Origin of the sequence: Citrobacter sp. H12-3-2 (assembly GCF_009649895.1) — a bacterium.
GTDB classification, from domain to species: Bacteria; Pseudomonadota; Gammaproteobacteria; order Enterobacterales; family Enterobacteriaceae; genus Citrobacter; species Citrobacter portucalensis.
This window is the reverse complement of sequence record NZ_CP045837.1, coordinates 934,506-955,120: the sequence shown is the minus strand read 5'-3', so window position 1 is coordinate 955,120 and position 20,615 is coordinate 934,506. Positions and strand designations below refer to the sequence as shown.

Below are 20,615 nucleotides of genomic sequence, written 5' to 3'. Positions count from 1 at the left end.
TATCCGGCATGCTTGTCTGACTTACACCCCAATATCTCTTAACTTCTCGCCTGCCATCAGCTTACGTTCGATATGCTCCAGCGTGACGTTTTTGGTTTCTGGAATCAGCCAGAACGTGATGCCAATAAACACGACGTTCAGCGCAGTATAGAGCCAGAACGTACCGGCGGCGCCAATGCTGTCGAGCAGCGTCAGGAACGTTGCGCCAATGATCATGTTCGACACCCAGTTGGTGGTGGTGGAGCAGGTAATACCAAAATCACGGCATTTCAGCGGCTGAATTTCCGAACACAGGATCCACACCACCGGTGCGGCGCTCATCGCATAGCCTGCAATACACATCATCGTCATGCCAACTGACAGCCAGGATAGCCCACTGGAAGCCGTGCCGTTATCAAACTGCATCAGACAATAACCAAGCACCAGCGTCCCGATAGCCATTACGCTGAAACCAATTTTCAGCGCCGGTTTACGTCCTGCTTTGTCGACCGTGAAGACGGCAATAAAGGTGGCGAACATAAACGTTAAGCCAACTACCAGCGTGGCAATCATCTGCTGCTCTGTGGTGGTAAAACCCGCCATTTTAAAAATGCGCGGCGCGTAATACATGATGATGTTCATTCCGGTGAACTGCTGCATCGCCTGCAGTAACATTCCGAGGAAAACCGCACGACGCACGTTACGGTTAATTTTAAACAGCGCCCAACCACCTTGCTTCAGCTTCAGGCTTTCACGGATTTCGTTCAGCTCATCGCGGGCTTTTTCTGACGTATCGCGCAACATGCGCAGTACTTCTTCAGCTTCGATGTGGCGACCTTTCTCCGCCAGCCAGCGCGGGCTGTTGGGCAAGAAAACAACCAGAATAATCAGCAATACAGCCGGAAGCGCCAGCACGCCAAGCATAGCGCGCCAGTTACCGCTGTAGCTGAACGCGGTATCGGACAAAAAGGCCAGAACGATGCCCAGCGTCACCATCAGCTGATACATACTGATCATCTTGCCACGCACATTTTCGCTGGCCATTTCAGAGAGATAGAGCGGTGCGGTGTAAGACGCGATCCCCACCGCTACGCCCAGCACCACGCGGGCAAAAATGAGCATTTCTACGCTGGAGGCAAACGCCGAGCCCAGAGATCCGACGACGAAAAGGATCGCGCCCGCCATCAGGCTGTATTTGCGCCCCAGGCGGAATGACAACCAACCGTTAAACAGCGCACCAATTGCCGCACCCAGCATCATGCTGCTTACCACCCACTCCTGCAGGCGGCTGGTCAACACAAAGTGATCGGTGATAAAAGGCAACGCGCCAGCAATCACGCCAATATCCAGGCCGAATAACAACCCTGCGACAGCCGCAGAGATAGAAACAAACATATTCATACGTCGCGTATCGCGCACTGGGCGCGGCGCTAAAGCAGCATCATTATTTATTGAGACCATTTTTTCCTGCCAGATACAGAGTAACCATGCCATTGAAAGTAAGGGATCCCTTGCAGGAAGCGTCAGGCGGGAAACGGCAAAAACATGGATTAAATAGCTACACCACATGGTTATGTGATGGATATTCCAATTTTAAAATTTACCGACAATCACTCAATTAAATTTAATTCGTTGATATTAAAGAATATTAAAAACAATAAATTTATACGTATGAAATTTAATATGGAATAATTTATAACCACAATATGGATTTTAATGATCCGAATATAAAAAAACCCTGCCAGAGGGCAGGGTTTAACGGTTCTGGAAAGCGAATTAACGTGCCAGCCAGCCGCCATCTACTGCAACGGTATAGCCGTTGATATAGTCAGATGCGCTGGACGCCAGGAACACGACAGGCCCCATCAGGTCGCTCGGTAAACCCCAACGCCCCGCCGGGATACGATCGAGGATCTCTGCGCTACGTTGCTCATCAGCACGCAGCTGTTGAGTGTTATTCGTCGCCATGTAACCTGGTGCAATCGCGTTGACGTTGATGTTATGTTTTGCCCACTCGTTCGCCATCAGACGGGTAACACCCATTACGCCGCTTTTAGATGCGGTGTAAGACGGCACGCGGATCCCGCCCTGGAAGGAAAGCATAGAGGCGATATTGATAATTTTGCCGCCGTTACCCTGAGCGATAAAATGCTTCGCCGCAGCCTGAGACATAAAGAACACGCTCTTAATGTTCAGGTTCATCACGTCATCCCAGTCTTTTTCGCTGAAGTCGATCGCATCGTCACGACGGATAAGACCCGCGTTGTTGACCAGAATATCAATATGGCCGAATTCTGCCACTGCGCGCTCCAGCAGTGCCGGAATACCATCGATTTGACGCAGATCGGCGGTCAGGCTTAAAAAACGGCGGCCCAGTGCGGTCACGCGTTCGATGGTTTCTGTCGGTTCAACAATATTGATACCGACGATATCGCAGCCCGCTTCAGCCAGGCCCAGCGCCATACCCTGACCCAAACCTGTGTCACAACCGGTCACAACGGCGACTTTACCTTCAAGAGAGAATGCATTCAAAATCATTGTAAATCCTTAATTTTTTATAATGCCCGCCGCAGCAGGCACGGCTGTCGCCCGCAACTAGCGCAGATCTTTTACTGCAACATGGTCCATATCATCAAAGACCTGGTTTTCGCCGACCATGCCCCAAATGAACGTATAAGCTTTTGTGCCGACACCGGAGTGAATAGACCAGCTTGGAGAAATCACCGCCTGCTCGTTGTGCATCACAATATGACGCGTTTCCTGAGGCTGACCCATCATGTGGAAGACGCAGGTATCTTCTTCCATATTGAAGTAGAAATAGACTTCCATACGACGTTCATGGGTATGACACGGCATGGTGTTCCACAGGTTACCCGGTGCCAGTTCAGTCAGACCCATGCTCAACTGGCAGGTTTCCAGAACATCCGGCACAAAGTATTTGTTGATGGTACGACGGTTACTGGTGAGGTTATCGCCCAGCGTCACTGGCGCAACGTCTGCAGGCGTGACTTTCTTAGTTGGGTAAGTCGTGTGTGCCGGCGCGCAGTTGTAGTAAAACTTCGCCGGTTTCGCCGTATCAATACTGGCGAATACCACTTCTTTTGCCCCTTTTCCGACGTACAGCGCGTCGCGATGACCAATTTCATAGCACTGGCCGTCAACGGTAATCGTGCCCGGGCCGCCGATATTGATCACACCCAGCTCACGACGTTCGAGGAAATAGGTTACGCCCAGCTGTTTGCCGACTTCGCCACCCACAGAGACGGTTTTGGCCACTGGCATAATGCCGCCAACAATGATGCGGTCGATGTGACTGTAGACCATGGTGTATTCATCTGCGACAAACACTTCTTCGACCAAAAACTCATTACGCAGCCCCTGAGTGTCCAGGGTTTTCGCATGCGCACTATGGATGCTTTGTCTTACGTCCACATTTACCTCCAGTGATAAATTGACCGTGAATGCTTAAACGAATAGCAAAACGCTGTTCCGTTTTATCTTATGCGCTCATGATATCCCTCCCTGAATGTGTTTTCAATTATAAATAAAACGATGTTTCACTTTTTCCGCATCTTATTATCAAAAGTGTAAGTGCGATCACGCTAGCGCATATAAATCGCAAAAATGGTTTCAATAAAATCACTTAAAACAATTAGATAGATAAAAACACAAAAGAGTTAATCATTAGTGGCAGGGATAAGATATTGAAAATACAGCCAGGCTCATACGTCATTCACACACCTTTTCTAACAAAGTGCGCTATCAATCACATGAAATGAAACAACGTTTTGATATGTTGGCAGGGTTTAGAGTGTATGTTTCTGTAACTGGCCTTGCCCTCCTGTTGGAGGGCTTTTTTATAGAGGAAGAGATAACACGGCAGAAAACTGTTCGAGAAGAAAAATATATACCCTAAATAATTCGAGTTGCAGGAAGGCGGCGACGCAGCGAATTCCCCGGAGCGTACATAAGTACGTGACTGGGGTGAGCGAGTAAAGCCAACGCACATGCAGCTTGAAGTATGACGGGGATTAGTCTCGTTCGATAGCGAGCGCCACCCCCTGACCGCCACCAATACACAGCGTTGCCAGACCCTTGTGCGCCCGACGTTTCACCATTTCATGCACCAGCGAAACCAGAATACGACAGCCAGATGCGCCAATCGGATGGCCGAGCGCAATGGCCCCGCCGTTCACATTCACCCGCCGTTCATCCCACTCCAGCATTTTCCCAACGGATAATGCCTGCGCGGCGAAGGCTTCATTAGCTTCGATAAGATCAACATCAGCCAGTTGCCAGCCCACGCGCTCAAGGCAGCGGCGTGTTGCATACACTGGCGCAATCCCCATAAGCGCAGGGTCGACTCCGACGCTGGCAAAGGCGCGAATACGGGCCAACACAGGTAAGTTAAGTTCCTGCGCCTTGGCCTCGCTCATCATCATCACCGCAGCGGCACCGTCGTTGATGGATGACGCGTTACCCGCCGTTACCGAACCGAGTCTGTCAAAGGTAGGATCCAGACGCGCCAGCCCCTCGGCGCTGGCATCGGTACGCGGTTGTTCGTCGGTGTCCACCACGAACGATTGCCCATTACGCTGTGTTACCACCGGCACGATTTCATCTTTAAAGCGTCCGGCATCAATTGCCATCCGCGCTTTGTGCTGCGAGTGCAGCGCGTAGGCATCCTGCAATTCGCGGCTGATTCCGTATTCTCGCGCCAGGTTTTCCGCGGTAACGCCCATGTGATAATCGTTGAAGGCATCCCACAGACCGTCATGTACCAGGCTGTCGACCAGTTGGCTGTTCCCCAGCTGTGCGCCAGTGCGGCTATCGGTAAGGACATGCGGTGCACGGCTCATATTCTCTTGCCCGCCCGCAATCACAATGTCGGCTTCACCACACTGGATAGCCTGGGTCGCCAGATGCAGCGCTTTCAGACCCGAGCCACAGACATCGTTAATGGTGATGGCGGAAACGGTATTGGGTAGCCCACCATTGATGGCAGACTGACGCGCAGGGTTCTGCCCGGCACCTGCGGTAAGCACCTGTCCGAGGATCACTTCATCCACAGCGTGAACGTCCACGCCCGTGCGTTCCAGTAACGCCTTGACCACCATGCTGCCTAACTCAACGGCAGAGTGGCGCGCCAGCGTCCCCTGGAAGCAGCCAATCGGTGTCCTTAATGCCCCGACGATCACAACCTCTTTCATCACTACCTCAGCGCAAAATAACATCGCAATAGTAGATGATTGTTAAAAATAGTTATCAAGGTTGTTTAAAAACGGTGATTTTTATCACAAAGGAAATTCGTATCACTTATTGGTCATCTGAACGCCACTCTGCTGTAAATGGTCACGCAACCAGCTTCCTGCCACACCAGGCGGTGATTTCTTATTCCACAACAGATCGATAGAGATAGCCTTTGGCCAGCCAGGCATCTTTAATTGCACCAGTGGTTTTTCTGCCGCAAACTCCTCCACCAGCGCACAAGGGAGCGCGCACCAGCCGAATCCCTGAACAGCCATACTTAGCAATAACAGATAGTTAGGAGCAGACCAGACGGGGCCGCGCGCCACGTTGGTGCCGCTTTCCAGATAGGTATTCAAGCGCAGCTCGCGCCAGGTGTGTAGCTGCTCCCACTGCAGTTTTTCTTGAGCCGCGAGCGGATGCGACGCTGCAACGTATAATCCCATCCAGGTTTGCATCGGCAGACGCGTAACGCCCATGTCGGTCGGGTAATCTTCCCGCGCCTCGATCAACCCCGCCTGAGCACGTCCTTTTTGCAGCAGATCGATCACGTCTTCATCTTCGCCAATCAGGCATTCAAACTCGGTATGGGGAAACTTGCGATCAAACTGCACCATCAACTCTTCCAGCACATCCGGATGCAGCGTGTCAGACAGCACAAAGGTCAGACGCGCCTCAGTTTCACCCGACAGCGAGATCGCCGCCTCATCGAGACGTTCGCTGGCCGTCAGAATAGCCTGCACATAGCCCAACACCCGCTTACCTTCCTCGGTCAGCGTTGGCTGGCGGGATGAGCGGTCAAACAGCGCAAAACCAAGATCGGCTTCCAGATGCGCAATGGCCGTACTGATAGTGGACTGGCTTTTACGCAACCGCCGGCCCGCCGCAGAAAATGAACCGCAGGAAACGGTCTCCACAAATGCCGTTAATGCTTCAGGAGAATAACGCATGAACTATCTACTTTATCGATGGATACTATCTTTTAGATATCACATAAAACGATAAAATTGCCACCATTCCGTTATCCGGGCATCAAAGAAGGTTTTAGGTTATGCAACACGATACTGTCCAACGCCGCTCGTTAGTTGAGCGTATTTTTCATGCCGTCTGCTTTGAAGGCATTGCCACCGCGATCCTCGCACCAACCACCGCATGGTTGATGCAGCGCTCGGTACTGGAAATGGGCGGACTGACCATTCTTCTCGCCACCACAGCGATGATCTGGAATATCATTTATAACGCCCTGTTTGACCGTTTGTGGCCGTCGCACCTGGTAAAACGTACGGCGAAAGTGCGAGCATTTCACGCGTTAGGCTTCGAGAGCGGTTTTATTGTGATCGGGGTGAGCATCGTGGCGTATGTGCTGAACGTCAGCCTGGTTCAGGCATTCACGCTGGAAATAGGTTTCTTCCTGTTCTTCCTGCCGTACACCATGTTCTATAACTGGGCTTATGACACGTTACGCGAGCGCGTTATGAAGCGCCGCCAGCAGCGCGTTACTGCCTGATAATTAAAATAATAGTCGGAATCTTCTCGGTTCCGGCTATTGTCCCATTCACTCGCCCGCTTGTTCACACCTCCCCCAGCCCCTGCCATTTGTGGTAAATTGCGCTTCTTTTTGTTTATTTTATAGTTGATACGTTCAAATAATGTCGAAATTTTGGTCAAAAGAAGAGACTCTCTGGAGCTTCGCACTATATGGGACTGCCGTCGGCGCAGGAACCCTATTCCTACCCATACAGCTGGGTTCTGCAGGCGCGGTGGTATTGTTTATCACCGCACTCGTCGCCTGGCCTTTAACCTACTGGCCGCACAAGGCGCTATGCCAGTTTATCCTGTCCTCAAAAACGTCGGCTGGTGAAGGGATCACTGGCGCGGTTACCCACTACTACGGTAAGAAGATTGGCAGCCTGATCACCACCCTCTATTTTATTGCCTTCTTTGTGGTGGTGCTGATCTACGCCGTAGCGATAACCAATTCACTCACTGAACAGCTGGCAAAACATATCACTATCGATCTGCGGATCCGCATGTTGGTCAGCCTTGGCGTGGTGCTGGTGCTGAACCTGATTTTTCTGATGGGCCGGCAAGCCACTATTCGGGTCATGGGCTTTTTGGTGTTCCCCCTCATCGCGTACTTTTTGTTCCTTTCGCTCTACCTGACCGGAAGCTGGCAGCCAACGCTACTCACCGGCCAGATGTCTTTCGATCAGCACACGCTTCATCAGGTTTGGATATCTATTCCCGTGATGGTTTTCGCTTTTAGCCATACGCCAATTATCTCTACGTTCGCCATCGACAGACGAGAGAAATACGGCGAGCAGGCCATGGGTAAATGCAAAAAAATCATGAAGGTAGCCTACGTTATCATCTGCCTGAGCGTACTGTTTTTCGTCTTCAGCTGCTTGCTTTCGATTCCGACAAACTATATCGAAGACGCGAAAAATGAAGGCGTGACGATTCTTTCCGCGCTGTCGATGATGCCGAACGCACCGGCATGGCTGTCGATTTCCGGGATCATCGTTGCCGTCGTAGCGATGTCAAAATCGTTCCTTGGCACCTACTTTGGCGTGATTGAAGGGGCAACGGAGGTAGTAAAAACGTCGTTGCATCAGGTGGGTGTGAAGAAAAGCCGGGCCTTTAACCGCGCTCTGTCCATCATGCTGGTCTCGGCTATCACGTTTATCATCTGCTGCATTAATCCTAATGCTATTTCAATGATTTACGCGATAAGCGGCCCGCTGATTGCCATGATTCTGTTTATCATGCCAACATTGTCTACCTATCTGATCCCGGCGCTGAAGCCGTACCGTTCAGTGGGTAACCTGATCACCCTGATTGTCGGTCTGCTGTGCGTATCTGTGATGTTTTTTGGCTAGAACGTGTTGTTTAGCGGCTCATTCTCCTGGAAGTGGGTGCGATGTCGTTCAGTTAACGACTCAATTTCAGAAAGTATCAACCTGTGTTGGCGGAAGTAATGAACATGCTATCTCAGAGAAGGGTTCCGTTCACCTCATGTTCATCGTTTCTCTGAAGCACCGATTCCTGTGAACGTGCAAGGGAGGCTCACCGCCGCCTCCCTTGCAACCCAGGCTCCCGGCGGGAAAATCGTCGCTACGCGATTCATTCGTCTTATGCCGTCTGCCTGTCGGGTCGGGGCCGAGCCTGCGTCCATGCAGCCCGTCCCCTCTGTCCGCATCCCTGCGGACAGCCCCGGTCAGACGTCAACTCCTCATCGATTTTCAGCCGGACCCGAGTCATCGCTTCAACGCTCTGATTTCCAGTTAAATCTGTTTTGCTGTTCAGACCAAAAACGCAGATGGTGAGGTGTGGGCTGGTCCGGCTGAAAATTGCCGACGTGTTTCCGTAAGCCCGGGAGAGCCAGCATGGATGCTGGCTCAGGGCGCGCTTTGCAGGGATGCTTCCTCGCGCCCGACCCGGTAGCCTGGAGGAATAAGCGGAGGGGACCGCGGAGCGGCAATTTTCCCGCCGGGAGCCGGGATTGTAAAGGGCGTGGCGAAGAACGCCCTTTACACGTTCACGGGTATCTGTGCTTCAGATAAATGACACTGCTGAGGTGAACGGAACCCTGAGCAAGAAGAACATGTTCACCCCTGCATGCTTAACTGGACAGTATTGAACGTGGATGAGCCGTTAAACTGACTTATTTGATGTACGAATCCAGCACTTTCAGGACCACATCCAAATCCTCTTCGCGCTTAATTTCATCGCCCTGATGCACAATGTGCTCGGTCAGATGACCTTTAATCACTTCACGCATTAATCCATTTACTGCCCCGCGGATCGCCGCTATTTGCTGCAATACTGCCGCGCATTCATGCGGTTCATCCAGCATGGTTTTCAACGCCGCTACCTGCCCCTGAATCTTGCTGGTTCGGGCTTTCAGCTTTTGTTTGTCGCGGATCGTATGTGACATAACTTTACCTTTTTAACGTCTGGCTGTAGGGACAATACCATCGACATTCTACTGGGGGGTAGTATTTGATACTGGGGGGGAGTAGAATCAGGCGAAATTAAACAACTAAGAATCATTCTCATGGGTGAGTTTTCTACGCTTCTTCAGCAAGGTAACGCCTGGTTTTTCATTCCCAGCGCGATTCTATTGGGTGTGTTGCACGGTCTGGAACCGGGGCATTCCAAGACGATGATGGCGGCCTTTATTATTGCCATTAAGGGGACCATCAAACAGGCGGTGATGCTGGGGCTGGCAGCAACGCTGTCGCATACCGCCGTGGTATGGCTGATTGCGCTCGGCGGGATGTATATCAGCAAAGCGTTTACTGCCCAGGCCGTTGAGCCCTGGCTGCAGTTTGTCTCGGCGATTATTATTCTCGGGACCGCATTCTGGATGTTCTGGCGAACCTGGCAGGGAGAGCAGAACTGGCTGGCCCAGACGCATCACGACCACAATCACGAGCATCATCACCACCATGATCATGATGACCATCATCATGACCACGATGACGATCATCACCATCATCATCACGAACACGAGCATAATCACGACCATGCCGCACTGGCAGGACTCACCGAAGGCTCGAAAGAGTATCAGGATGCCCACGAACGGGCGCATGCCACCGATATTCAGCGCCGCTTTGCGGGCAAAGAGGTCACCAACGGCCAAATATTACTGTTCGGTCTGACCGGCGGGCTTATCCCGTGCCCAGCCGCCATTACGGTGCTGCTGATTTGCATCCAGCTCAAAGCCTTCACGCTGGGTGCGACCATGGTGCTGTGCTTCAGCCTCGGGCTGGCGCTGACGCTGGTAACGGTGGGCGTGGGAGCGGCAATCAGCGTGCAGCAGGCGGCCAAACGCTGGAGCGGATTTAACACGATGGCACGCAAAGCCCCCTATTTTTCCAGTGTGCTCATTGCGATGGTCGGTTTATATATGGGGATTCACGGCTATATGGGGATCGTCGGTTAACACTAAGAGAGCGCAGCAGCGCTTGCCGCTGCGCGTAAAACCAGGCTAGCTTGCGACATTCCCCCACACCAGTTGCCCTTTATGGAAGGTCGCGGTGCGTGGGGAAATTCGCGCGACCGCTTCCGCCGAACAGGAGGCATCCACCAGCACAAAGCTGGCTTCATCCTGCGCTTTCGGCCAGACGCGCTCGCCTTTATCGTTAAGCGGCAACACATCGCCGGTGGCGAGGAACAACGCCCGCGACAGGTTCAGTTCGTTGGGGCGAATATAGAGCTGGGCGTACAGATTCGCCTTCTCCAGCATGTCTCCCAGCCCGTACGGCGACCAGTGGTCAATCACGCTGTCGGTGCCGGTAATCACCTCCACGCCTTTGTCTCGCAGCTGTTTGAGCGGCATATGCAGCGTGCCAATCGGCACCGTCGAGGCAATTGTAATCTGCTGCGCCGCCATACGGGTCGCCAGCGCGTCAACCTGCTGCTCGTTCAGCGTTGCCAGCGCAAACGCGTGGCTGATGGTCAGTTTGCCCTTTAGCTGCGGCGTTTTCTCCACCGTTTCCACCATGTAATTCACCGCCGCCACACCCGCCGGACTGGTTTCATGCAGATGGATATCTACGCCTTTATCGTAATCCAGCGCAATCTGGAACATGGTGTCGAGGGATTTTTCCATCGCCCCATCGACGCTGGTTGGGTCCAGACCGCCGACGTAATGCGCTCCCGCCTGCATCGCTTCGCGCATCAGCGGTTCAGATTTTGATAACAGCAGGCCATGCTGCGGAAATGCCACGATTTCACAGGCAAAACCCGGTTGACGACGCGCCAGCACCGCCTGCAGGTTTTCGAGATTTTTCAGCCCGGAAACCGGTTCGATATTACAGTGGCTGCGCGCGATCGAGGTGCCTTTTGACTGCAGTAGATCGATCAGCTTTTCCGCGCGCTCCTGTGTGTAAGGCTGGAGTTCAGGCAGCAGCTTTTGTTCCAGGCGGATCATATCCTGAATAGTGGTGCCAGCCGGACGGTTCAGCGAACGCCAGGGACCGCCGTAAAAGGTTTTATCCAGATGGATGTGCATGTCGCGCATGGCGGGCAGCATCAGCTTTCCTCCCGCATCATAGTGCGGCAGCGTCGCATCCGGATGCTGCTTATTCTCGCGCAGCGCAACAATTTTCCCGTCCTGGATTTCAACGGTTTGTAGCGCGGTACGGGTATGCACCACCACCGAGTTTTCGTAATCAAACCCGGCTTCCAGCAGGACGTTATCCAGGTAATAGTGCTTATCGTTAATCGTCATTGTGCTCTTCGACCCGCAGGTGTTCCCGACAGGATTAGCAGCATACGCGACCGGAGCCACTGCGCCAAACAGCGCGGCAGCGGTCACCATTTTTCCACTCTGACTTAAAAATTCACGGCGGCTGTTACTTTCCTTCATTCACGTTTCCTCTCAGGAATGGACAATATGGGTGCCCGTTTCGCCACGCAGTGCGGCAGGCAGGCATTCCGGCGTGGTGATGATCACTCGTTTACCGCCACGCTCCAGAAACGCCAGGCTGGCAACGATCTTGGGTAACATGCTGCCCGGCGGGAAATGTCCTTCCTGCATGTAGCGGGTCATCGTTGCGACATCCACCGTATCCAGCGCCTGCTGGTTGGGTTTGCCAAAATGAATACAGACCTGCTCGACGCCGGTGGTGATCACCAAAATGTCGGCGCGGATCTCCTGCGCCAGTAGCGCCGTGGAGAGATCTTTATCAATCACCGCGTCCACGCTCTGGTAATCCCCTTGATCGCTACGCACCACCGGGATCCCGCCGCCGCCCGCGCCAATAACCACAAAGCCTTGCTGGGTCAGCGTTTTGATCGCCTCCGCCTCGACAATGCGCTTCGGTTGTGGAGAGGCGACTACCCGACGGTAGCCGCGCCCCGAATCCTCAACAAAGCGCCAGCCCGGATTGACCCGCTGCAGTTCATCACGCTGCACTTCGCTAAAGAACGCTCCAATGGGCTTGGTCGGATTAGCGAAGCCCGGATCGTTTTTGTCGACCTCCACCTGCGTGACCACCGTAACTGCCCTCTGCTCACCGCGCCGCGCCAGACGGTTATTCAGCGCCTGTTGGATCAGATAACCGATACCGCCCTGCGTATCGGCAACGCAGTTTGCCAGCGGGGTAAGCGGCAGCCCTTCACGCTCGTGCGCGATTTCCGCACGCCGCAGATCCAGCCCTACCTGTGGCCCGTTACCGTGCGTCAGCACAATGTTGTAGTCCGATGCCAGCATCTCCAGCACCGTATCCGCTACCGCTTTCACCGCTTCAGCCTGGTGTTCAATCGACTGGCTGGCGTTATCTTTGATAATGCTGTTGCCGCCAATGGCAACGACCACAAGTTCTTTCATAGTGTTATCTTCCGCTTGCAGGCAATTCAGGTCGTTTTCGTCGGTTCCTGCTCAGGCGCAGTCACCGCTTCACGGCTATCAAGAACATGCTTGAGGACAAACATGCCACTCATCATCAGGTAGGCCACAACAAACATCATCGAGCTGCCTTCCGCAAAGCCAACCGCCGGGGAGTGGATCACGCCAAACAGTGATAACAGTGCGCCAAAGGCTGCGGCAATCGCGCCGCGCAGCGGCTTGTTCATAATGGCGAAGATAACGACGCAGCCCCAAAGCATGCTGGCCAGCGGTGCGCCGCTTCCCAAATGCACCAGTCCGTCGTAATAGACACCTTTGCTGTGCAGCAAGTCACTACCCAGTTTCCCCGCGGAAGTTCCGGCGGCACCCATCACGCTGTTGACGATGGTCAATGCCCAGTTGGCGATCCACGGGAACAGACAGATGAAGATAACGGGAACCTCGACTTTGGGCGTTTCTCGCACCACCTGGTTGGCGGTCACCACGCCGATAAACACCAGAATCGGCACTATCGCGGTCATCGGAATAATGGCGAGCATAAACGCGCCCAACCCAAACAGCGGGACCAGGAACATGGTGATGCCTGAAGCGAGGGTATAGCCGATGCTGGCGCCCATCGCTTTCCAGCCCGCATGCCCAACATATACGGTCACCGGGAACGGGTTACCCAGCATGCAGCCGAGCATGGAGGCAAAGCCGTTCGCCATCATGACCTTACGGGTGTTGTACTCATCGCCCGCCGCGTGCGCACTTTCAATGTTCTCAAGGTCAAAAATATAGTTCGCCAGGCCCAAAGGAACTGCAGAAGCCAGATACGGCAGTGCGTGCGGTAAACCTTGCAGGAAGCTGTCGACATGAATTTCCGGCGGGTTGAAGCCAAAGGAAGACATCGACGCTTTAATGGCTTCCGGGCTTTGTAAACCGGAGATCCACGCCAGGGCCGTACCGGCAATCAGCAGCAGTAAACCGGTAGGAATACGGGCAAAAATCGGCTTCTTACCGAACCAGTTAATGAAGATCAGCAACAGGACGATGAAAGAAACCGTCGGCGCTTCGAATGCCTGCAGCATCGGGTTCATCGCCAGCAGCAACAGCCCCAGGCCGGACAGACAAGAAAGCAGTACCGTACGTGGGATCATCTTGCGGATGGTCTCGCCCAGGAAGGAGCCGCCGACCAAGATCAACGCTTCGACAAAGCACCACACCAGGGCTATCTGGATAGCGAAGTTGGCATCTTTGGTTTGCTGATAAACCGGCATCAGCACCAGGAAGGTCACGGTGAAGATTGACGGTGCACTCGGTCCGGACGGCAGCGCCGTTACGTCGTTACGCCCGGTGTGCTTTGCCATCTGCAGGCCAAACCAGGCGTAGCAGACGCTGGCCACCAGCACCGCCAGACCAAAGGCAGGCGCAATGCGACCATAGACAATTTCGGTAGGGATCCCGACGACAAAAATGAGCAGCCCCATCATTGTCAGCAGGTTAGTCAGGTTGTTGGTCATCAGCCCAAAGTAAGCCGCCCAGTCACCACGTTTCCATTCTAGTTTTATGCTGTTCATGGAATATCCTTAACAGGTTAAGCATCATTTGCGATCGCGGAGATCGCCCGGCCCTGCAGGTAAGCAACGTTTTTCGCTTCGCTACTGTGGGGCTAACCGCGTTAGCCCCGGTTATTGTTATTGGCAGTAGCGGTCGCGCCAGTTGAGGATCGCCTTTTCAAAACAGGCGAACGGCGGGTGAACTATTCCGGCGCCGATCATGCCGATCCCCGCGTCTTTGTGCGCAATAGCGGTGTTGATCACCGGCAGAATGCCGGTGCTGCCTACGCGCGTAATATCAATAGCAGTCGGTACGCCCATAAAACCAAGCAGCGGAATGGTGACGTTGGGGTTTTCGCCGAGAGTGATTTCACGCATCTGGCGAGAGAAATCAACGGCCTCTTCGACCGTACCGCCCACCAGCGCTACGATGGCCGGTGCCGTCGCCATGGCGAAACCGCCAATGCCGTAGGTTTCGGTGATCGCGCTATCGCCGATATCACGTCCGGAATCTTCCGGCTTATAGCCCGCAAACATCGGCCCAATCACCTGCTGCGCCGGACCGGTAAACCACTGGCCCGGTAAGCCACTAATGCGCAGACCGAACTCAACGCCATTGCGCGCCATCGTCGTCACCACGGTGCTGTATTCAATACCGTGTGCAGCGTCCATTGCGGCTTTACACATCGCCATCCAGGTCGGTCCGGAGAAGTAATCACTACTAAGGACGAACTCGAACACCTCACGTTGCTGCTCAACCGGATAACCGGTCTGAATAATCCACGGCGTCAGCGCCTGAATCAGCAGCGCCGTCCCGGCGTTGTTGCGGTTATGGCACTCATCACCCATGTGCAATGCCTGCGCCAGCATCAGGCGCAGATCGATTTCGCCCGCCAGTTTCATAGCGTCGCGCAGCATCGGTCCCAGCACATCGCGCATCCAGTTCAAACGATCGATAACGCTCTGATCGTTCGCGCCCATGCGCAGGATCTTCGCCATCTGCTCGCTCATATTGGTATATGCGCGGTTGCCATAGGTTTTGTTCTCGACGATGTGCATAAACATCGATGCCGATGTCACGCCCGCCATCGAGCCGACACAGTCATGCTCGTGGCACGGAGAGAAGATGATTTCACCCGAGGCGGCCAGTTCGGCGGCTTCATCCAGATCTTTCGCCAGCCCTTCAAAGACCAGCGCCCCGGTTACCGCCCCCTTCATTGCGCCGCACATTTTTTCCCAGCGGATTGGCGGCCCGGCGTGCAGGATGGTGTTACGGGTCATGCCCGGCACGACGTTGATCGCCTGGTCATAGCCAATCAGCACCGGATGCGACTGGATAATGCGTTCCAGCGCCTGCTGGTTAGCGGCCGCGATTTTGTCTGCCAGCGGTGAATCGGCAATGTCGTCCAGTGCCGCTACCACCTGCATGTTGCCCTGGCCCGGCGGCGTCCAGTCGAGCTGGGTCACCGGTACGTTCTGCTTTTTCAGGTCATCGCTGAACATTGCGATACCAACGTTAATCACGTTCAGCGGCTGGTTAAACAGTGTCTGGCTCATCAGGCTTCCTCCCCTTTACAGATAAATTCACGCGCCAGCAATCCGGTGTTGGTGCTACTGCTCGCCCAGATAACCCCGGCGTCGGTCAGCATCTGACACTGTTTTTCCAGCGACGGCGTATCAAGATCGGTTCCCAGCACATAGCCGAGGATCTCAAGCGGACGACCGTCTGCGGCGGCGATCGCTTTGGCTTCAACGATCGCATCGAGCATCACGCCAACCGGATCTTCATGCGATCCAAATCCAAGGACGAAGTCCATCACGATCACGCCAACTTCAGGATCGCGTGCTTCCTGCAACAGACGACTAATGCGGTTGGTGGGATCGATCATTGGGTGCGGTTTGCCATTGGTAAAATCGTCATCACCGAAATCGAGGAAGGTATGCGCCACGCTGCGGTTGAGATCTTTCAGGCGGAATGCCGGATCCGGATGAATGTTGCTGTAAACTTCGGCATGTTTTTCCATGGCAGCAAACATCGCCTCATCGCACAACGTGCCGCCACAGAACAAGCCACGGATGTACTTTTGCTGTGGGGTCAGACGGGCGCGAACCTCTTCAATCAGCGGCCAGTTGAGCGGATGCAGATCCAGACTCTCTTTTTTCACGCCGGTCAGCAGTACCGCTTTCAACGCCGCCTCTTTAGTACCGCGGGCAAACTGCAGGCCTTTTTCATCCGCAGGCGCGGCTTCACGTCCGAGGAAACACACCACCACGGGCTTATGACAGGCGCGCGCACGTTCCAGCACCTTGCGCGCCACCGCTGGCGCAGGTGGTTTGGAGATAAGTGCGATGATCTCAGTTTGCGGATCGGCCTCCAGCATGCCAATCGCGTCAAGCATCATCAGGCCGCCAATCTTTTCGCTAAGATCGCGTCCACCTGTGCCAATCAACTGGGAAATTCCGCCGCCAAATTCGTGAATGCGTACGCTCAGCTCCTGGCTGCCGGTACCGGAGGCACCAATAATTCCGATGTTGCCGCGACGCACCGCGTTGCCAAAACACAGCGCCGCGCCGTTAATGATGGCGGTTCCGCAATCTGGCCCCATCATCAACAGTCCTTTTTCATGTGCCAGTTGCTTAAGCGCCAGCTCGTCCTCAAGAGAGACGTTGTCAGAGAACAGCATCACATTGAGGTTATTTTGCAGCGCCTGGCGCGCTTCACGCGCGGCAAACAGGCCATTGACCGAGATCACCGCCAGATTGCTCTCAGGAACATGCTTCTTCGCGCTGGCAAGCGTGGCATAGCGCGCTTCATGCTGGCCACCCTGCTCTTTATGCGTAAACAGATCGTCAATCGCCACCAGCGTTTGGTCGTTCGCCGCCTCGCTGGCGCCTTTAATGACAATCATCAGATCGCCACTTTTCGCCTCTTCCAGCTCAGGCGTCAGCAGGCCGAGATTCTTCAGCACGCCCTTATTCATCTCTGTCGCCATAGCCACAAACGCCTGCTCAACGCCATCGAGCTTATTTGCGCGCGTGGAGATAGACATCAGTGAGACAGAATCAAAATACGTGTTCTTTTTAACAACTATCCTGATCGACATAATTCCCTCCGGACCTGTGGCTCAGGGCGCAGGCATCCGCCATGCCATACAGCATGTCGCAGCCAGAACTTGAACCGATATTTTTAATGTCAGTAATATATTGCGTAGAAACGAGTTGTTGCTCAGTAATAAATTGGTTCAGCAGCCGGCCGATGCTTTCCCGATAACGCTGATTAAATGCTTCCTCTAGCGTTATTTTGCTAAGTAGCGTTGTGTTATTTCCTGCACGTTGCAATGCTGCTAAAAAATCATCTCGATATTTCCTCAGCGGATGTCCGGGAATAAATAAAATGGTGCTTAAGCCTACTAAATAATCATCCGATGAGGGCGTCAGCCCTATCCCCAAACCAATTAAATGGCTGACCGCCGTAGTAATATTTTCTCCTGTACGCAACGCCATCAGTAATGTTTGTCGGCGGTTGAGTAATTGACGGGTGATTTCCTGAAAAAACGGATTGTCACCCTGGTACAGAAATAATGTGTCGTCGCTTCTTAGCTGTTGGCGGATAACCTCTTCCCAGTGCTGCCAGCCGACTGCGGCAAGGCTTGCTGCATCAGATGTCCACCGTGGTATTCGCCACAGCAGGCAACCGGCGGTTTCTATCCATTTATCATTGCCAACAACTATTCCCGACCCGCTAAAATTGACCCGCTCACCGGGGTGAAACAGGTCTTCACAATGCGTCAACGCCAACCGACAGCTGTTAGGTGCGTTATCACAATCTTCACTCAGTAACGTCAGCAGCCGCTGCTGTTCGGGTATCAACAGGTTTACCGCGTGGGAAAAAACCTGTTCAACCCGTCCCGTTCCCCGGAAAGTGAGAAACGCGCTGTCTGCGGTTAGCGCCCGTACGCATCGCCGTGATGGCGTAGCGATAATGGCGCTCCTGTGTCAGGCTCCGGCCGCAATCAGCAGCTCGGCAATTTCGTGGTACCCTTTCTCTCGCGCCAGTTCCAGCGGGGTTTTACCGTATTTATCCGTCATGTGCGGGTTTGCGCCATGGTCGAGCAGCAGCTTAACGATCTCCTGCTGCTTCGCACCGCCGTCATTTAGCACGATGGCTTCCAGGAGCGGCGTCCAGCCAACAAAATTAGTATGGTTGACATTGATATCGGTACGCAGCAGTAGTTCGCGCACGATCTCGACATGACCTTTTTCGCTGGCAGGTGTAATACCAACGCCGCCAAAACGGCTCAGGCAATTGAGGTCGGGGTCAGCCGGTAATACCGTACGCAACAGCGTTAAATCATTAGTCAGGCAGCTAATCAGGAAGGGATTAAAACAAGTTTGATCTTGTTTATTAATATCGGCACCCGCAGCAATCAATAAAGAAACACAGTCATAATGTTTATTCAGGCTGGCAATAATAATGGCAGTACGCCCCTGGCGGTTGGTGGCGTTAATATCCACATTTTTTGCCAGACAGGATTTTAATCCATCGGCATTGCCCTGCTCTGCCGCCAGCAGAAATTCAGTAATGAGTTCTTTCTCTGACATAATCGCTCTCCTGCAGTTTTTTAGACTTTTTAAATATCCGATAACCTGAGAATAGCAATAGAGTGCAGAGAATAACATCCGCTTAAATTTCATTCATCGTTAGCGCATCGATTATTGAATCAATTTTAACAATGAGAGCAAAACGTGCTGTAGTGCAATCTTTCCCTTATGGCTGGGGCCCTTTTAGCCACTAATCAGTAGTCCGGAAAATCAGGCGGTATGCTGCACGGATAGCGGCCTGCAATTAAAATACAGAAGTGTGATTGCCTTCAAATCAAATGTAAAACTAGTGTTAAATTCTGTTCAAAACTGATTGCTCTGTATAAGGATTACAAATACATTCAACAATCATCGTGGTGCGGATGCGCATTGTCGCCGGAGGGGAGAAAGATGAATTCAATATTTACCGAGGAAAACCTACTGGCATTTACGATGGCTGCCCGCTATAGCAGTTTCAGCAAGGCAGCGGAGGAGCTTGGCTTAACCACATCGGCAATTAGTTACACCATTAAGCGCATGGAAATGGGTCTCGACGTGGTGCTGTTTACCCGCAGTACTCGCAGCATTGAGCTGACCGAGTCCGGGCGTTACCTGTTTCGCAAGGCGACCGACCTGCTCAACGATTTCCACGCCATCAAGCGCAGCATTGATACCATCGCTCAGGGAATTGAGGCTCGGGTGCGCATCTGCATTAACCAGCTGTTGTATACCCCTCAACATACGGCGAGGCTGCTGCAGGTACTCAAGAAACAGTTTCCAACCTGCCAGATAACCGTCACTACAGAGGTGTATAACGGCGTCTGGGATTCGATCATCAATAACCTGGCCAATATCGCCATTGGCGCGCCCGATACATTACTGGACGGCGGCGGAATTGATTACACCGAGATCGGCGCGATCCGTTGGTCGTTCGCGATTGCTCCGGATCATCCGCTGGCGTTTATGCCTGAACCCATCTCTGAGAGCCAACTGCGCCTGTACCCGAACATCATGGTGGAAGACACCGCACACACCATCAACAAAAAAGTCGGTTGGCTGTTACACGGTCAAGAGTCGATTCTGGTTCCCGATTTTAATACCAAGTGCCAGTGCCAGATCCTGGGGGAGGGCATCGGTTTTCTGCCAGACTATATGGTGCGCGAGGCGATGGAAAAGTCATTGCTGGTGACACGGCAGATCCACAACCCACGTCAGGATTCACGAATGCTTTTGGCAACCCAGCATTCGGCAACCGGTCGTGTCACTCAGTGGATTAAAAAAGAGTTTGGCCCACAAGGGATACTGACGGGGATTTATCAGGATTTACTGCATCGGGCGTGATGCACCGGGTGGCTGTTATACCTTCCGGTGCATATAAGATAATCAGGCGCGGATATCGTCGTACTCGCGGGTTTTATCAAATTCATGTTTGGCAAACGGGCACAGCGGAATAACTTTGCGGTTTTCAGCGCGCATCTTCTCTACCACTTTCGCCACCAGCTGTTTGCCGACGCCCTGACCTTTCAGGCTGGGATCGACATCGGTATGTTCAATGATGCTCAGATGCTCGCCCGTCGGCACGAAAACAATCTCGGCAACCTGGTTGCCCTCAGCATCATTGACATAAAACTTGTTATGGCCTGCAAGAATTTCCATGCTTCCCTCACTCATTTTTGGCGATATTTCAGCGCACCGCTCGGACAGGTATCGATGACCTTGATGACCGTGGCAACGTCCACTTCATCCGGAATAATCCACGGTTTACGTTTCAGGTTAAACAGCTTCGCGCTTCCCCGCACGCAATTGCCCGAATGCTGACACATCGCCGTGTTGAAGTAGACGTCAATCTTCTCGCCGGTATAGGCCCGGTAACCTGCATCCAGTAGTTCCTTATCCACGACATTGCCTCGCAT

The 20,615-nt window shown here is 53.2% G+C and carries 19 protein-coding genes; 4 read left to right on the top strand and 15 right to left on the bottom strand.

Features of this window, described 5'->3' with window-relative positions:
• Positions 1-21: 21 nt before the first annotated feature.
• The 5 genes from araE to GHC22_RS04630 form a co-directional block, all read right to left on the bottom strand.
• Complete coding sequence (araE, locus tag GHC22_RS04650; RefSeq protein WP_003033926.1) at positions 22-1,440, bottom strand: arabinose-proton symporter AraE; 1,419 nt, start codon at positions 1,438-1,440, stop codon at positions 22-24.
• A gap of 315 nt (positions 1,441-1,755) precedes the next feature.
• The gene (kduD, locus tag GHC22_RS04645; RefSeq protein ID WP_003033923.1) at positions 1,756-2,517 is read right to left on the bottom strand and encodes a 2-dehydro-3-deoxy-D-gluconate 5-dehydrogenase KduD; all 762 of its coding nucleotides are present in this window, start codon (positions 2,515-2,517) and stop codon (positions 1,756-1,758) included.
• A gap of 57 nt (positions 2,518-2,574) precedes the next feature.
• Complete coding sequence (gene kduI / locus GHC22_RS04640; RefSeq protein ID WP_008785720.1) at positions 2,575-3,411, bottom strand: 5-dehydro-4-deoxy-D-glucuronate isomerase; 837 nt, start codon at positions 3,409-3,411, stop codon at positions 2,575-2,577.
• A gap of 599 nt (positions 3,412-4,010) precedes the next feature.
• On the bottom strand, positions 4,011-5,189 hold the full coding sequence (locus GHC22_RS04635; protein ID WP_032944867.1) for an acetyl-CoA C-acetyltransferase: 1,179 nt from the start codon (positions 5,187-5,189) through the stop codon (positions 4,011-4,013).
• Positions 5,190-5,291: 102 nt separating this feature from the next.
• Complete coding sequence (locus tag GHC22_RS04630) at positions 5,292-6,176, bottom strand: LysR family transcriptional regulator (protein WP_153752317.1); 885 nt, start codon at positions 6,174-6,176, stop codon at positions 5,292-5,294.
• A gap of 101 nt (positions 6,177-6,277) precedes the next feature.
• On the opposite strand from GHC22_RS04630, the gene GHC22_RS04625 reads away from it, so the two are divergent.
• Both GHC22_RS04625 and GHC22_RS04620 read left to right on the top strand, forming a co-directional pair.
• Positions 6,278-6,733 carry a multidrug/biocide efflux PACE transporter gene (locus tag GHC22_RS04625; protein WP_008785723.1) on the top strand — a complete coding sequence of 152 codons (456 nt, stop codon included), beginning with the start codon at positions 6,278-6,280 and terminating at the stop codon, positions 6,731-6,733.
• A gap of 142 nt (positions 6,734-6,875) precedes the next feature.
• Positions 6,876-8,105: an amino acid permease gene (locus GHC22_RS04620; protein ID WP_008785724.1), complete on the top strand. Its 1,230-nt coding sequence runs from the start codon at positions 6,876-6,878 to the stop codon at positions 8,103-8,105.
• A gap of 785 nt (positions 8,106-8,890) precedes the next feature.
• Here GHC22_RS04620 and rcnR read toward each other — a convergent pair.
• On the bottom strand, positions 8,891-9,163 hold the full coding sequence (rcnR, locus tag GHC22_RS04615; RefSeq protein WP_003825567.1) for a Ni(II)/Co(II)-binding transcriptional repressor RcnR: 273 nt from the start codon (positions 9,161-9,163) through the stop codon (positions 8,891-8,893).
• A 120-nt stretch (positions 9,164-9,283) separates the two neighbouring features.
• Here rcnR and GHC22_RS04610 point away from each other — a divergent pair, with 120 nt between their 5' ends.
• Positions 9,284-10,174 (top strand): nickel/cobalt efflux protein RcnA, encoded by an 891-nt coding sequence (locus tag GHC22_RS04610; protein WP_153752315.1) that lies wholly within the window; start codon positions 9,284-9,286, stop codon positions 10,172-10,174.
• A gap of 45 nt (positions 10,175-10,219) precedes the next feature.
• On the opposite strand, the gene GHC22_RS04605 is transcribed toward GHC22_RS04610, so the two are convergent.
• The 7 genes from GHC22_RS04605 to GHC22_RS04575 form a co-directional block, all read right to left on the bottom strand.
• Positions 10,220-11,602, bottom strand: a complete 1,383-nt coding sequence (locus GHC22_RS04605; RefSeq protein WP_153752313.1) for an amidohydrolase family protein — start codon at positions 11,600-11,602, stop codon at positions 10,220-10,222.
• 12 nt (positions 11,603-11,614) lie between these two features.
• Entirely contained in the window at positions 11,615-12,565 is a 951-nt protein-coding gene (locus tag GHC22_RS04600) for a carbamate kinase family protein (protein ID WP_008785727.1), read from the bottom strand.
• 26 nt (positions 12,566-12,591) lie between these two features.
• On the bottom strand, positions 12,592-14,142 hold the full coding sequence (locus tag GHC22_RS04595; RefSeq protein ID WP_153752311.1) for a xanthine permease: 1,551 nt from the start codon (positions 14,140-14,142) through the stop codon (positions 12,592-12,594).
• A gap of 117 nt (positions 14,143-14,259) precedes the next feature.
• Positions 14,260-15,678, bottom strand: coding sequence for a DUF1116 domain-containing protein (locus GHC22_RS04590; RefSeq protein ID WP_008785728.1), 1,419 nt, complete (start codon positions 15,676-15,678; stop codon positions 14,260-14,262).
• A complete protein-coding gene (gene fdrA / locus GHC22_RS04585; RefSeq protein ID WP_060683284.1) occupies positions 15,678-17,225 on the bottom strand; it encodes an acyl-CoA synthetase FdrA in 1,548 nt (515 codons plus the stop codon). The genes GHC22_RS04590 and fdrA overlap by 1 nt, the downstream gene beginning before the upstream one ends.
• On the bottom strand, positions 17,203-17,991 hold the full coding sequence (locus tag GHC22_RS04580; protein ID WP_153752309.1) for a DUF2877 domain-containing protein: 789 nt from the start codon (positions 17,989-17,991) through the stop codon (positions 17,203-17,205). The genes fdrA and GHC22_RS04580 overlap by 23 nt, the downstream gene beginning before the upstream one ends.
• Positions 17,992-18,117: 126 nt before the next feature.
• Entirely contained in the window at positions 18,118-18,723 is a 606-nt protein-coding gene (locus GHC22_RS04575; RefSeq protein ID WP_008785731.1) for an ankyrin repeat domain-containing protein, read from the bottom strand.
• Positions 18,724-19,113: 390 nt separating this feature from the next.
• On the opposite strand from GHC22_RS04575, the gene GHC22_RS04570 reads away from it, so the two are divergent.
• Positions 19,114-20,043 carry a LysR substrate-binding domain-containing protein gene (locus GHC22_RS04570; RefSeq protein ID WP_003825551.1) on the top strand — a complete coding sequence of 310 codons (930 nt, stop codon included), beginning with the start codon at positions 19,114-19,116 and terminating at the stop codon, positions 20,041-20,043.
• 42 nt (positions 20,044-20,085) lie between these two features.
• Here GHC22_RS04570 and GHC22_RS04565 read toward each other — a convergent pair whose 3' ends face one another.
• Both GHC22_RS04565 and yjdI read right to left on the bottom strand, forming a co-directional pair.
• Positions 20,086-20,358, bottom strand: coding sequence for a GNAT family N-acetyltransferase (locus tag GHC22_RS04565; RefSeq protein ID WP_003033869.1), 273 nt, complete (start codon positions 20,356-20,358; stop codon positions 20,086-20,088).
• A gap of 11 nt (positions 20,359-20,369) precedes the next feature.
• The gene (yjdI, locus tag GHC22_RS04560; RefSeq protein WP_003825544.1) at positions 20,370-20,600 is read right to left on the bottom strand and encodes a 4Fe-4S mono-cluster protein YjdI; all 231 of its coding nucleotides are present in this window, start codon (positions 20,598-20,600) and stop codon (positions 20,370-20,372) included.
• Positions 20,601-20,615: the final 15 nt, after the last annotated feature.